At 64.5% G+C, this 13,475-nt stretch carries 13 protein-coding genes and 1 pseudogene; 5 read left to right on the top strand and 9 right to left on the bottom strand.

The window, feature by feature from the left end; all coding sequences use genetic code 11:
- The first annotated feature begins 17 nt into the window (after positions 1–17).
- Entirely contained in the window at positions 18–221 is a 204-nt protein-coding gene (locus tag AC066Y_RS18780) for a hypothetical protein (RefSeq protein ID WP_478275177.1), read from the top strand.
- Positions 222–447: 226 nt separating this feature from the next.
- Here the strand turns inward: AC066Y_RS18780 and AC066Y_RS18775 are convergent, their stop codons facing one another.
- The 8 genes from AC066Y_RS18775 to AC066Y_RS18740 form a co-directional block, all read right to left on the bottom strand.
- Positions 448–1,935, bottom strand: coding sequence for an amino acid permease (locus tag AC066Y_RS18775; RefSeq protein ID WP_478275322.1), 1,488 nt, complete (start codon positions 1,933–1,935; stop codon positions 448–450).
- 146 nt (positions 1,936–2,081) lie between these two features.
- Positions 2,082–2,387 (bottom strand): BA14K family protein, encoded by a 306-nt coding sequence (locus AC066Y_RS18770; protein ID WP_478275176.1) that lies wholly within the window; start codon positions 2,385–2,387, stop codon positions 2,082–2,084.
- A gap of 191 nt (positions 2,388–2,578) precedes the next feature.
- Positions 2,579–3,076 carry a c-type cytochrome gene (locus AC066Y_RS18765; RefSeq protein WP_478275321.1) on the bottom strand — a complete coding sequence of 166 codons (498 nt, stop codon included), beginning with the start codon at positions 3,074–3,076 and terminating at the stop codon, positions 2,579–2,581.
- A 34-nt stretch (positions 3,077–3,110) separates the two neighbouring features.
- On the bottom strand, positions 3,111–4,388 hold the full coding sequence (soxC, locus tag AC066Y_RS18760; protein ID WP_478275175.1) for a sulfite dehydrogenase: 1,278 nt from the start codon (positions 4,386–4,388) through the stop codon (positions 3,111–3,113).
- A 219-nt stretch (positions 4,389–4,607) separates the two neighbouring features.
- Positions 4,608–5,078: a DUF1801 domain-containing protein gene (locus AC066Y_RS18755; RefSeq protein WP_478275174.1), complete on the bottom strand. Its 471-nt coding sequence runs from the start codon at positions 5,076–5,078 to the stop codon at positions 4,608–4,610.
- Positions 5,079–5,234: 156 nt separating this feature from the next.
- A complete protein-coding gene (locus AC066Y_RS18750; RefSeq protein ID WP_478275173.1) occupies positions 5,235–6,191 on the bottom strand; it encodes a catechol 2,3-dioxygenase in 957 nt (318 codons plus the stop codon).
- A 161-nt stretch (positions 6,192–6,352) separates the two neighbouring features.
- The gene (locus AC066Y_RS18745; protein ID WP_478275172.1) at positions 6,353–6,478 is read right to left on the bottom strand and encodes a hypothetical protein; all 126 of its coding nucleotides are present in this window, start codon (positions 6,476–6,478) and stop codon (positions 6,353–6,355) included.
- 148 nt (positions 6,479–6,626) lie between these two features.
- Entirely contained in the window at positions 6,627–8,519 is a 1,893-nt protein-coding gene (locus AC066Y_RS18740) for a putative bifunctional diguanylate cyclase/phosphodiesterase (protein ID WP_478275171.1), read from the bottom strand.
- Positions 8,520–8,916: 397 nt separating this feature from the next.
- Between AC066Y_RS18740 and AC066Y_RS18735 the strand changes: the two genes are divergently transcribed.
- From AC066Y_RS18735 to AC066Y_RS18725, 3 genes and pseudogenes are all read left to right on the top strand, one after another.
- Positions 8,917–10,662, top strand: a complete 1,746-nt coding sequence (locus tag AC066Y_RS18735) for an ATP-binding protein (protein WP_478275170.1) — start codon at positions 8,917–8,919, stop codon at positions 10,660–10,662.
- Between the two features lie 98 nt (positions 10,663–10,760).
- Positions 10,761–11,339, top strand: a complete 579-nt coding sequence (locus AC066Y_RS18730) for a peroxidase-related enzyme (protein WP_478275169.1) — start codon at positions 10,761–10,763, stop codon at positions 11,337–11,339.
- An 8-nt stretch (positions 11,340–11,347) separates the two neighbouring features.
- A pseudogene (locus AC066Y_RS18725) lies at positions 11,348–11,701 on the top strand (MgtC/SapB family protein); the annotation flags it as partial.
- Positions 11,702–11,819: 118 nt separating this feature from the next.
- On the opposite strand, the gene AC066Y_RS18720 reads toward AC066Y_RS18725, so the two are convergent.
- Positions 11,820–12,446 carry a ParB-like protein gene (locus tag AC066Y_RS18720; protein WP_478275168.1) on the bottom strand — a complete coding sequence of 209 codons (627 nt, stop codon included), beginning with the start codon at positions 12,444–12,446 and terminating at the stop codon, positions 11,820–11,822.
- Positions 12,447–12,533: 87 nt separating this feature from the next.
- Here AC066Y_RS18720 and AC066Y_RS18715 point away from each other — a divergent pair, with 87 nt between their 5' ends.
- Complete coding sequence (locus AC066Y_RS18715) at positions 12,534–13,415, top strand: ion channel (RefSeq protein ID WP_478275167.1); 882 nt, start codon at positions 12,534–12,536, stop codon at positions 13,413–13,415.
- Positions 13,416–13,475: the final 60 nt, after the last annotated feature.

Here is a 13,475-nt window from a genome sequence, read left to right as displayed (position 1 = left end):
CGCGCGCCGCATCGGCCTTGACTTTCCGTCAGCCCGACGCGCGCTGTGGCTTGCCCGGCCGCGATCGATCTGAAGCCGCACAACGATGCTGCGACGACGATAGCATCCTGATCCGCGCCGCCGCCGATACATTGATGATCTCACCGCCCCTGGTCATCGCCCAGGACCAGATCGAGGCGATCTTCGCAGCGATCCGCCGCGCGTTGCACGCGATCGAGTGAACCTTTGGCCGCGGACGTTTGACTTTCAATGCCGCAACAAATTCGGTGTCGTCCCTGCGAAAGCAGGGACGCATAACCACGAATGTTGATTGGTTTGCCTCGTTGGAACAACGAATCCCATCCACAACACCCGCCGCGGCGTATGGGTCCCTGCCTTCGCAGGGACGACAGCTTCTTCGCGGAGACGGGCTCGCAGTATCCCACACAAGGCGGATCCTCGCCGCGCTTACACCCCACCCCTCGCCCGCAGCCGGCTGTGGCGTCTGCCGTAGGCCGCATAGATCACAAGCCCGATCACGAGCCACACCGCGAGCCTGATCCAGGTGTCGAGCGGCAGGCCGAACATCAGGAACAGCGACGTTCCAGCGGCAGCCGGCGCCACCAGCCAGATCGCCGGCGCCCTGAATGGACGCGGCAAGTCCGGATCGCGGACACGCAGCACCAGCGTTCCGATCGAGACCACGGTGAACGCGAACAGCGTGCCGATCGAGACGAGCTCGCCGACCAACCCGATCGGCAGCAGCCCGCCGAGAACAGCAGCGACGCTGCCGGCGAAGATGGTCGAGACATAGGGCGTCTGGAAGCGCGGATGGATCCTTGCGGCGATGCCCGGCAGCAGCCCGTCATGCGCCATGGCGCGGAAGATGCGCGGCTGCGCCAGCAGCATGATGAGGATCACCGACGTCAGCCCGAACAGGATGCCGAGCTTGATGAAGGGACCGAGCCAGCCGATGCCAACGGCATCGATGCCGACGGCGATCGGATCGGGCACGCTGAGCTTGTCGTACGGTACGATGCCGGTCAGCACGAAGCCGACCGCGACATAGAGCGCGGCGCAGATCACCAGCGAGCCGAGAATGCCGATCGGCATGTCGCGCTCCGGCGTCTTCGCCTCCTGCGCCGCGGTCGAGATCGCGTCGAAGCCGATATAGGCGAAGAACACCACCGCCGCGCCGCGGACCACGCCGGACCAGCCGAATACGCCGGGACCGGCGTTCGGCGGGATCAGCGCGCCTGACGGATTGCCTGCCGTCACCCAGTTCGCCAGCGATACCGAGGAGGCTGCGGTCGCGAGAAACAATGCGATGACGACGAGCTTGACCACGACGACGAAGCTGGTGAAGCGCGCGGACTCGCGGATGCCGACCACGAGCAGCGCGGTGACGAAGGCGATGATCGCCATCGCCGGGATGTTGATGACCGCGCCAGTCGACGACCACGCACCGCTGTTGGCGTCGTAGGCGAGCGGCGCCGAGGTGAATTGCTGCGGCAGGTTGATGCCGAAATCGCGCATGAAGCTGACGAAATAGCCGGACCATCCGACCGAGACCGCGATCGCGCCGACCGCATATTCGAGGATCAGGTCCCAGCCGATGATCCAGGCGATCAGTTCGCCGAGCGTGGCATAGGCGTAAGTATACGCGCTGCCGCAGATCGGCACGGTCGACGCCATCTCGGCGTAGCACAGGCCGGCGAAGGCGCAGGCGACGGCACCAAGCATGAAGGAGAGCGTGACGGCGGGTCCGGCATTGGCGGCCGCCGCGTGCCCCGTCAGCACGAAGATGCCGGCACCGATGATGCCGCCGATGCCAAGCGTGACCAGCTGCAACGCCGAGAGCGAGCGCTTGAAGACCGGCGTCTCCGCGTCGCCATCGGCACGCGCCGCTTCCCGCAACAGCTCCGCGGTCGACTTTCGGTCCCAGAAACCGGCCAGGGTGTCTGTCACGCCAACTGTCCTCCACCGCTCGGGTCCGGCGGGACCCGACACGATCATCGGACTATAACGCGTCCGACGTCCAGGCGTTCGGGCACAGGGTGATGGCTGGCGTGCTTATCCACCGCGAAGCGGGATGCGGCGCCCTATTGGCAGGGATGGCGGCGGCCGTCGCGGCCAAGGAAGGTGCCGGACGCCGGATCGAAGGAATGGTAGCGTGCGCAAGAGGACGATGGTGCCGCGGGTATGGCGCCATAGGCATTCGCCGGGTTGCCGCCGCGTTGCGCCGCCTGCTGGGCCTCGCCCCATGGCGTCAGGGCGCCGCCGTTGATCGCACTCCGCCCCGGATTCTGCGCGTCGAAAAGTGCCGGCTCCGACATCTGGGCCGCGACTGGCGTGAACGTCATTCCCACGAGCAGCACAGCGGCTGCAACGGCCTTGAGTCCGGCCATAGGACCTCTCCGATGGATCAATTGAAATTTGTCCAAGAAACTACGCAAGGGCGGCAGCGCCGTCCCTGTGCCCAGAACTGATGTGGTGACGGCCAAACTCCCGATGCAGGGACCACCAGGTCACAATGCCGCGAGGCAGCCGCCGGCGCGGCACGACGACCGCGACGCGCAATGGCCGCCCGGCCCGCGCTTCACCGATTATGCACGTCAGGCCGCGGGTCGGAGACGAACCCGTCTCGGTTCGGCATTTTGACGGCGGCGAGCGACTTCGCATCGAGCACCGCGTTGGCGGAGACGACGCCGTTGAGGCTGAGGATGTAGGCGGACACCGCGTAGACATCCTCATTGCTCAGCGACTGCGGCGCGTTCTGCGGCATCGCGCGTCGGATATAGTCGAACAACGTCGGGGCATAGGGCCAGTAGCTGCCGACAGTGCGGATCGGCTTTGGGCTCGCCAGCGTACCCTGCCCGCCGACCAGGCGATCACCGACGCCGCCCTGCCCGCTGTCGCCATGGCACGCCGCGCATTGCTCGCTGAACACGATGCGGCCGCGCTCGACGCTGCCGCTGCCCGGCGGCAACGCCGCGCCGTCACGGCCGATATCGATGTTCCAGCCGGCGATCTCCGCCGGCGTCGCCTCGCGGCCGATGCCGTAGCGCTCCTCGGCATGAACAGCGACGCCGAGCATCGCGATCGCACTCACCAGCGCGGCGGTCTTCAGATTACGCCTGGCCATTGGTCACCTCGCCATTCGCATCGATGCGCCAGGGCCAGATCGCGTTGTTGTGGTAGAACGAGTTGAGACCGCGCACCGCCACCAATTCCGCCAGCGTCGGCTGCGCATAGCCGGTCTCGTCGATGGCGCGGCTCTGGATCACTGCGGGGGTGCCGTCCCAGTGCCAGGGCAAGCGGAAGCGCGTGAGCGCGCGCGTCAGCACCGGCTCCTGCAGCTCGGCCTGTTGCCAGCTCTTGCCTTTGTCGAGCGAGATCTCGACGCTCTTGATCTTGCCGTGGCCGCTCCAGGCTATCCCGGTGATCTCGTGAAAGCCGTGCGTGGCCAGCTTCTGGCCGCCGGACGGCCGCGTGATGATCGACTTGGCCTCCATGTAGAAGGTGAATTCGCGCGACGTGCCGTCGGGCATCGGGTCGGTGTATTTCGAGGTCTCCTCGCGCGAATAGACCGGCTCGGCGACCACCTTGAGCCGGCGCAGCCATTTCACGTTCATGTTGCCCTCGAAGCCCGGCAGCAACAGGCGCAGCGGATAGCCCTGCTGCGGACGCAGCCGCTCGCCGTTCTGGCTGTAGACCAGCATGGCGTCGTCGAGGCACTTCTCGATCGGGATCGAGCGCGTCAACGCGGCGGCGTCGGCGCCTTCGGCGACGATCCATTTGGCGCCCGCCTGCAGGCCCGCTTCGTCCAGCACGGTCTTCAAAGGCACGCCGGTCCATTCGGCGCAGCTCAGCAGGCCGACGAGGTCGGAAGCCGTCTTGCCGTAGGGCTTGGTGTAGACCGGATTGCCAGAGCACTCGATGAAGTGGATGCGCGACTGCGACGGAAAGCGGCGGATGTCCTCCATCGTGAACACCAGCGGGCGATCGACCATGCCGTGCAGCATCAGCCGGTGCTCGGCCGGATCGATGGTCGGCACGCCGCCATGGTGACGTTCGTAGAACAGCCCGTTCGGCGTGATGATGCCGTCGAGCTCCTGCAACGGCGTGCGGCCCGACGCGGAGATATATTGCGGCAGCGTCTTCGAGATGTTCTTGACCACGCCCTTCTCGTAGACCGATGGCGCGCCATAGGGCTGGCTTCCCATCGGATCGCCGGGCGCTTTCATCCATTCCGGCACGTTGGGCGGAAGATTATTCCCCTGTTCGGCAAGCGCGATAGAACCGGCAACTCCAGATATCGCGGAGCCGCCGGCCAGTGCTGCGCCCGCCTGAAGAAATCGCCTGCGAGACGCCTCTCGCACGCGCTTGTCCGTCGTGTGTTCGCTCATCGACGTTTTCCTCTGACGTTACCAGAGCATGATCCGGAAAAGTGCGAAGCGGTTTTCCGAAAGGATCATGCCAGGACAACAACCTGAAGCACGACGATTCATCGTGCTCCAGTGCAGCCTAACACCAAACGCCCGAGGCGGGGCAACGCTCGCGCGCGCAGGGCTGTATCGACGGCGCGTCGTGGCCATTGCCCCCGCGGTCCTGACCTGCATGGCCACTCACATCCGTTCGCCGGGCAATTGACCGGCTTGCTTCACCCAGGCGGTGAACTGGGCTTCATCGAGCTCGTCGTTCTCATGAATATCGAGATAACGCGTGTGCTGCTGCTTGGACTCGCCCGGCGGCACCGGATGCAGCGATGCGCCGCGAAAGAACGCCACTTTTACGTAGCGCGTGAAGACATGGATGCCGAGGAACCAGCCATCGCCTTCGATGCCGTAGAGCGGCGAGTTCCATTTCACCGCCTTGTGCACGCCGGGGATGGTACGCACGATGAGCGCGTCAAGCTTGCGCCCGACGTCGCGCTTCCACCCCGGCATCGCCGCGATAAAGGCTTGCACCGGAGCGTCACCATACCCCTTTGCGATCTGCGGATTGCCGCCTGCGAGCAGGCGCGGCTTTGCAGCCCCGCGCTTCGCAGCTCCCTTCCTTGCGCGCTTCGCCGACGTCTTGGGCGTCCTGCCAGCCATTGTGCCTGTTCTCACCGTTCACGCGTCGCGCGCGACGTAGCGTCCGCCCTCTCAAAGCGGATTATACCGGATACGCATCCATGTTGTCGTCCGACCGCGCGTGTTCGAGGCGACGGATCGATGCGCGGGGTCAGTTTGCTTGCGGCGGTCGAGCATCTAATCGATCACCGGCGGCGTGCCGTGGGTGTGGAACGACTCGATCGTCTTCAATCCCCAGGCCTGGCCCTTCTTGCGCTCCTCCTCGGTCCACACGATCGGCTTCCAGTCCGGCGCGAGGATCAGGCGGGCTCCTGCATTGGCGACCTCGACGCGATTGCCGCCGGGCTCGTAGACGTAAAGAAAGAACGTCTGCTGGATCGCATGCTTGTGCGGTCCGGTTTCGATATGCACGCCGTTCTCGAGAAAAATATCCGCGGCCCGCAAGATCTCCTCGCGGCTGTCGAGCGCGTAGGTGACGTGATGGAAGCGGCCCATCTTGCCGTAATGATCGCGGGTATAGGCGAAGTCGTAGCTCTTGTTCGACATCGTCATCCACATCGCCGCTTCCGTGCCGTCGTTGAGCACGATCTGCTCGGTGGTCCGGCACCCCAGGTAGGTCTCGAAGAACAGGCGATTGGCCTTGATGTCGACCGCGAGGCAGTTGAGATGGTCGAGCCGGCGCACATTGACGCCGCGCGCCGGAAAGCGCTGCGCCTGGTTCTTCAGCGCCGGCTTCAGCTCGGCCGGCGCCTCGTACCATTCGGTCTCGTAATAGAGCTCGATGACGTGGCCGTCGGGATCGCGGCAGCGGAATGCCGATCCCTGCCCCATGTCGCCTTCGATCCAGCCGATGTCGAAGCCCGAGCCCTTCAGCGCGGCGATGCGGCGTTCGAGCGCCTGCGGGCTGCGGGCCCGCAGCGCCATGTGCTCCATGCCGGAGGTCTTCGACGCGGTCAGCTTCAGCGAGTAGCGCTCGTAATCGTCCCAGCCGCGCAGATAGACCGACTCGCCCTTCCGGCCGCTGACCGTCATGCCCATGACATCGACGAAGAATTTCAGGCTCTCGTCGGGCTTCGGCGTCAGCAGCTCCACGTGCCCCAGATGAGCGAGATCGAAGACCGGTTCCGGCTGCATGGGGCGGGCTCCTTCCACGACGACGACGCCCGATCGACGGCTTGCCGCTCCGGCGCGCGAGCTTCGGTGCGTCGATTTGTACTAGTGTACAAAGGATTAGGTCCCGTCAACAAAATGTTGATCCCAGAAATTGTGGCAGCCGTTGAGGCCATCATCCGTGCCTAGCCCTTGGACACCATCACCGGTGCCTGACCGTGCGGCCGGGATAGCGTCGCCGAAACCGTCAACGCGACCGCGAGCGCGCACACCATGCAGAGCTTCATGCGCGCGGTACGGCGATCGGTCATCGGAAGAAGAATGCGATTGCCAGAACGAGAAGCGCGTTCACGAGAATGTACATAACGGAGCCCTCTTGTTGCGTATCGACAAGATGGTCGGCGCTCGCGCGGCATTCCGTGGCTGAGATTACATATTGAAAGTGGCCGGGGCCGGCGGTCAGGCGACCGAGACGGCCCTCTCGCGATGCGACGACAGCAGCTTGCGGATTTCGACATCCGGCACCGGCCGGCTGAACAGAAAGCCCTGCATCTCGGTGCAGCCGAGGGTGCGGAGCAGGTTGCGCTGCTGCTCGGTCTCGACGCCCTCCGCGGTCGTCGTCATGTCGCTTGCGGCAGCAATGTTCACGACGGCCTGGACGATCGTGGACGACGCGCCGGTCCCGGCGATATCCTTGATGAAGGCGCGATCGATCTTGATCTTGTCGAACGGGAAGCGCTGCAGATAGCTCAGCGACGAATAGCCGGTGCCGAAATCGTCGAGCGCGATCCGGACGCCGAGCTCGCGCAGCTGATGCAGGATATCGAGCGCGGCCTCGTCGTCACGGATCAGCACGGCTTCGGTAATCTCGAGCTCGAGCCGAGACGGCGCGAGCCCCGACGCCGCGAGCGCGGCCGCGACGTTCAGCGCCAGCGTCTGGCTCTTGAACTGAATCGGAGACACGTTGACCGCGACGTTGATGTGATCCGGCCAGTTCACCGCTTCCCGGCACGCGGTGTTGAGCACCCAGTGCCCGAGATCGTTGATCAGGCCGGTATCCTCGGCGACCGGGATGAAATCTGCCGGCGAGATGGTGCCGCGTTCGGGATGCCGCCAGCGCACCAGTGCCTCGCAGCAGCTGACCCGGCCGTCCTCGAGATGGAGCAACGGCTGATAGTGCAGCTCGAAGCTGCCGTCGGCGATGGCCTGGCGCAATTCCAGTTCGAGGCTGCGCCGCGCCTTGGCGCGCGCGTCCATGCCGGCTTCGAAGAACCGGTAGGTGCGGCGCCCATCGCTCTTCGCGCCATAGAGCGCAAGGTCGGCGTTGCGCAGCAATTGATCGAGGTCGAGGCCGTCGGCGGGCGCGACGGCGATGCCGATGCTGGCGTCGGTCGTGATCAGGTGCCCGCTGCAATCGATCGGCTGGCGGATTGTCTGATAGATCGCGGCCAGCAGCTGCATGGTCTCGGTCTGATCGCGGACCGCAGTCTGGATCACGGCAAACTCGTCGCCGCCGAGCCGCGCCGCGACATCGGCCCCCCCGACGCAGGAGCGCAGGCGTTCGGCGATGGCCCTCAGCAGTTCGTCGCCGATCTGATGGCCGAGCGCGTCGTTGACGCTCTTGAACTCGTCGATGTCGATATACATGACCGCGATCTGTTCGTCGGGTCCGATCGCCTTCAGCGCCTGCTCGAGGCGCTGACGAAACAGCAGGCGGTTGGGCAGATCGGTAAGCGCATCATAGTGCGCCATATGCGCGATCTTGTTCTCGGTGCGCGTCCGCTCGGTGATGTCCTCGATGGTCGCCACCCATCCGCCCTCCGGGAGCGGCTTGTTGACGATCTCGATGGCGCGCCCGCCGGGTGCCTCAGTCAGCTGACGCGTCCCGCGGCCGAGCTTCACATTGCGGATGATGGCATCGCAGAATTCGTCGACGTCGCCATCGAACGAGCCGGTCTCCTGCCGGTGCGCGATCAGCCGCTGCATGGTGCAGCCGGGCTTCGCCACATCAGGCGAGAGCCCGAACATCTCGATGTAGGGACGGTTGCAGATGATGATGCGCGCCGACGCATCGTAGAGCACGAGCCCCTGCGGAATGTTGTCCACGGCGGTCATGAGATTGCGGCGTTCGCTGGCGAGCCGCGCGTCGGAGATTTCATGCCGCTTCAGCAACAGGAAGACGATCACGGCCATGATCGCAAAGGCCGCCATCAACAGGCCTTCGCGCTCGCTCCATTGCGCCGTCACGCTTCCGAACAGGCTGCCCACGAGCAGGCCGGCACAGAACGCCAGCCCCTTGGTCGAGCCGGCGTCGGCATTTCCTGACGATGAATTGCGGTGTTCGACGCGCACGCTGATCTCTCCCGGGCGCGGCATCGTTACGCAGCACTGATGGAAAGGTCGTTACAACTCGCAGTTAGCAATCGGTTACACGATACCTGGAGACAGGGCGAAACCCATCGCGCCGAAACCTCCGTAAACCTACGGAGCTGCCGATGCACTCCTCGAAGATGGTGAATCCCGCCTTAACGGAAAAACCGCGAAACAAACCCGGCTGTACCGGAAAGCGACGATTTCGCCGCCGATGGGCGCGACCGAGCGCAATCTCGCTGCACGATAGAAACAAATCGTCACCGGGAAGGTGTAGATTTAGCTGATGCGCAACCTCGGCGATTTAACGGTTTTTCCAAACCCGGGCGCGCATATTGGTCCGGACATTTAGATTTTGCGAACGAGCCAGGCTGGAACTGTGACATCCTTCGGACGTGTGATCTCTGTGCGCGGCTCGCAGGCCCGGGTTGGGCTGCTGACGGGCGGCCAGATACAGCTTTCAGAAATGCGCGCGACCGTCGGCCGGTTCGTCAGTATCCGCTGCGCGAGCTCGGTCATCGTCGCCATGATCACCGAAGTGTCGTGCGAGAACCTGGCGGCGTCCGACGAATACATGGCGACCGCCTCGGTTGACCTGCTCGGCGAAATCCTCGGCGGCGACCGCCCGAAATTCCAGCGCGGTGTCACCCACTATCCGACCATCGGCGACAGCACCGATCTGATCACAAACCAGGAGCTGCGCACGGTCTATGCGCCGAGCGGCTCGGACCAGATCAATGTCGGCACGCTGCAGCAGGATCGTTCGGTTATCGCCTATGTCGACGTCGAGGAGATGCTGTCCAAGCACTTCGCGGTGCTCGGCTCGACCGGCGTCGGCAAATCCACCGGCGTGTCGCTGCTGCTCAACGAGATCCTGAAGTCGCGGCCGAACCTGCGCATCTTCCTGCTCGACGTGCACAACGAATACGGCCGCTGCTTCGGCGAGCGCGCGCAGGTGCTCAACCCGCGAAACCTGAAGCTGCCCTTCTGGCTGTTCAACTTCGAAGAGATCGTCGACGTGCTGTTCGGCGGCCGGCCCGGCGTGCCCGAAGAACTCGACATCCTCGCCGAAGTGATTCCGATGGCGAAGGGCATCTACACCCAGTACCAGAACTCCGACCGGGTCGGTCTCGGGCTCAAGCGGGTCGACCCCAAGCAGGTCGGCTACACCGTCGATACGCCGGTGCCCTATCGCCTCGTCGACCTGATCTCGCTGATCGACGAGCGCATGGGCAAGCTCGAGAACCGTTCCTCACGCATCATCTATCACAAGCTGATCTCGCGCATCGACGCGGTGCGCAACGATCCGCGCTACGCCTTCATGTTCGACAATGCCAATGTCGGCGGCGACACCATGGCCGAGGTGATCAGCCATCTGTTCCGCCTGCCCGCCAACGGCAAGCCGATGACCATCATGCAGCTCGCGGGCTTCCCGGCCGAAGTCGTCGATTCCGTGGTGTCGGTGCTGTGCCGCATGGCGTTCGATTTCGGGCTGTGGAGCGACGGCGTCTCGCCGATGCTGTTCGTCTGCGAGGAAGCGCACCGCTACGCCTCCGCGGACCGCAACGTCGGCTTCGGCCCGACCCGCAAGGCGGTGTCGCGCATCGCCAAGGAAGGCCGCAAATACGGCGTCTATCTCGGCCTGATCACCCAGCGTCCGGCCGAGCTCGACGCGACCATCATCTCCCAGTGCAACACGCTGTTCACGATGCGCCTCGCCAACGACCGCGACCAGGCGCTGCTGCGCTCCGCGGTGTCGGATGCCGCCGCCAACCTGCTGTCGTTCGTGCCTTCGCTCGGCACCCGCGAAGTGCTGGCGTTCGGCGAAGGCGTGGCGCTACCGACCCGGCTGCGCTTCAAGGAGGTGCCGCCGCACCAGCTGCCGCGCGGCGAAGCCACCATCGCAACGGTGCCGTCGGTCACCGCCGGCCATGACATGCATTTCGTCAGCGCCGTGCTGGAGCGCTGGCGCGGCGCCACCTCGCATCGCGACACGCAGAGCGACGCCAACTTCAACCCTCCCGCACCGCCGCGCACCGTGGCGCCCGCCGAGGCTCCGATGCTGCAGCCGTCACTGGGCCTCGATCCGGACCGCTTCTCGCTCCTGAAGAAGCCGCTGCGCTGACGTCATTATGGCAGGGCGCCGATGCGCCTTGCGCCCAAGCCGTCATCCACTATGGTTTCGCGTGACGCCGCGTTCCAGCGGCACGCCGGAACCATCTCATGACGCAGCCGACCGCAAAACGCTTCCCGACGCCAGCTCTCGACAAGCTCCCCGAGGATATCCGCACCCGCATCCTGGCGGTGCAGGAGAAGTCCGGCTTCGTACCGAACGTATTCCTCACTCTGGCCTACCGCCCCGACGAGTTTCGCGCGTTCTTTGCCTATCACGACGCGCTGATGGAAAAGGACTCCGGCCTCTCCAAGGCCGAACGCGAGATGATCGTGGTAGCGACCAGCGCCGCCAACCAGTGCCAGTATTGCGTGGTCGCCCATGGCGCGATCCTGCGCATCCGCGCCAAGAACCCTGAGATCGCCGACCAGATCGCGATCAACTACCGCAAGGCCGACATTACGCCGCGGCAGCGCGCGATGCTCGACTTCGCGATGAAGGTCAGCCGCGCGGCCGAGGAGGTCTCGGAGACGGACTTCGCCGCGCTCGCCGCCCACGGCTTCAGCGACGACGACGTCTGGGATATCGCCGCAGTCGCGGCCTTCTTCGCGCTTTCGAACCGGCTGGCGAACGTCACCGGCATGCGGCCGAACGCCGAGTTCTACATGCTCGGCCGGCAGCCGAAATAGAGGACGCCTTGGTAGACTGGAGCGACATCATCCTGCGTCTCGGCGCAGCTACTCTTGCCGGCAGCGCGATCGGGCTCGACCGCGACCTGCGCGGCAAGCCGATCGGGCTGAAGACACTGGGTCTCGTCAGCCTCTCGACGGCCACGGTCGTGCTGCTGGCCTTGCAGGCGGTCGATCCGGGGAAATTCACCGATGCGGTCAGCCGCGTAATCCAGGGTGTGCTGACCGGCATCGGCTTTCTTGGCGCCGGCGTGATCGTCCGACGGGGCGACCGCTATCACGTCCACGGCCTGACCAGCGCCGCATGCGCGTTCTTCGCCGCCTGCGTCGGGATTGTCTGCGGCGCCGGACACTGGCCGATCGTCATCACCGCGCTCGTGCTGGCATTCCTGCTGCTGACCTTCGGCAAGCGGACCGAGCGGTGGCTGCACCACGCGCTCGGCGGCAGGGAGGACCCGCACAGACCGGAGGCCACGCCGGTCAGTCGTCGGATGCCGGCCCGCACCAGCCGGGCAGATAGACCGCGTCCTTGCCGCGGCCCAGCGCCAAGCCCTTCTCCAGCGCCTTGGCGAAATTGTTCTCCACAGTCTTGCGCGGGATGTGGCGGCGCAGGAAGTCGGCCCACAGAAATTCGCTGAACGGCGTCGTGTCCTTGGCGAAACCGCCGGCCCGGCGCATCTCGCCGGCGAGACTGCGGAACGGATCGTCCTTGAGATCCTTGATCGATCTCGGAATGTCCCTGAAATGGCAGCGCTCGCCCTTTGCATTATAGGGATAGACCCAGCGCTTGTTGTCCATCACGCCCCAGAACACGTCACGTTCGACCATCGTGAGATCGCCGATCACAGTGACCAGGATGTCCTTGACGCCCTCCTCGTGCAGCGCCCGCGCCATGTGATGATGGTCGACCACGTAGTAGCGATCGTCCGGTCCATGGACCACCGGGATCATGTGCTTGCCCAACAGCTCCGCGCGCTTCTTGTTTGAAGCATGCTCGCGCCAGCGCTTCCGCTTCTCCTTCACCTCCTGCATGCCGACCGTCATCTGGGTCGGTCGCAGCGACATGATCGGGACCGGTTTGACGTAGGGCTCGCGCGTATGGGCCATGCTTTGTACTCCCGTTTGACCGGCACTCCGGAATGGGTTCCATTATGACATGATGTCAAAGGCAGGCGGAAGAGCCGGTTCGTCGGAATGGCACTGAGAGCAAGCGAACGCGTGAAGGCGCGCACGATCCGTTTCGGCAACCGCGAGGTCGTGACCGAAGGGTTGGAGCTCAGTTTCTGGGCAGACATCAGCCATCGCTGCATGACGGCATCGTGGCCCGCCTTTATTGGCGGTGCAGCATTGGTGTTCATCACCTTCAACGCCGTCTTCGCCTTGATGTATTGGCTTGGCGATCATCCGATCGCCAACGTGCCTGACGGCCAATACATCGACTACCTCTATTTCAGCATCGAGACACTTTCGACCGCGGGCTATGGCGACATGCACCCGCAGACGCATTATGGGCACTTCATCGCCGCCATCGAACTCTTCACCGGCATCTTCTCGATGTCGCTAATGACCGGGCTGATCTTCGCCCGCTTCTCGCGGCCGAGCGCGCGCCTGCTGTTCGCCGACAATCCTGTGATCTCGGAGCATGAGGGCCAGCTCACGTTGATGATCCGCCTGGCCAACGAGCGGCACAACATCATCGCCAATGCCACCGCGCGGCTGTGGCTGTTCAAGAGCGGCGTCAGCAAGGAAGGCATGCCATACCGCCGGTTCTACGAACTGCCGCTGCTGCGCAACGAGAGCCCGGCGCTGGCGCTGAGCTGGACCCTGTTTCATGTGATCGACCAGGACAGCCCGCTCTACGGTCTCGACGCCGCGGAGCTGGAAGCCGTCAATGCCGGGCTCGGCCTCTTCGTGTCAGGCTATGACGACGTTGCAGCGCAAACTGTGCATGCGCGAAAATCGTATGAACATTCCGACGTCCGCTTCGGCCATCGCTATGCCGAGATCCTGCAGGCGACCGAAGACGGCCGTCTGCGCATCGACTACAGTCGGTTCCACGAGACCATCGAAGGATAAATACCACCTCTGCGCGCATCAAGATTTTAGGTGTGAAGCGCAGCGAACATGCTAAACATG

The sequence above is a fragment of the Bradyrhizobium sp. USDA3010 genome (assembly GCF_056429065.1).
Note: the sequence above shows the minus strand (reverse complement) of the source record. Positions and strands in the feature narration are given on the sequence as shown.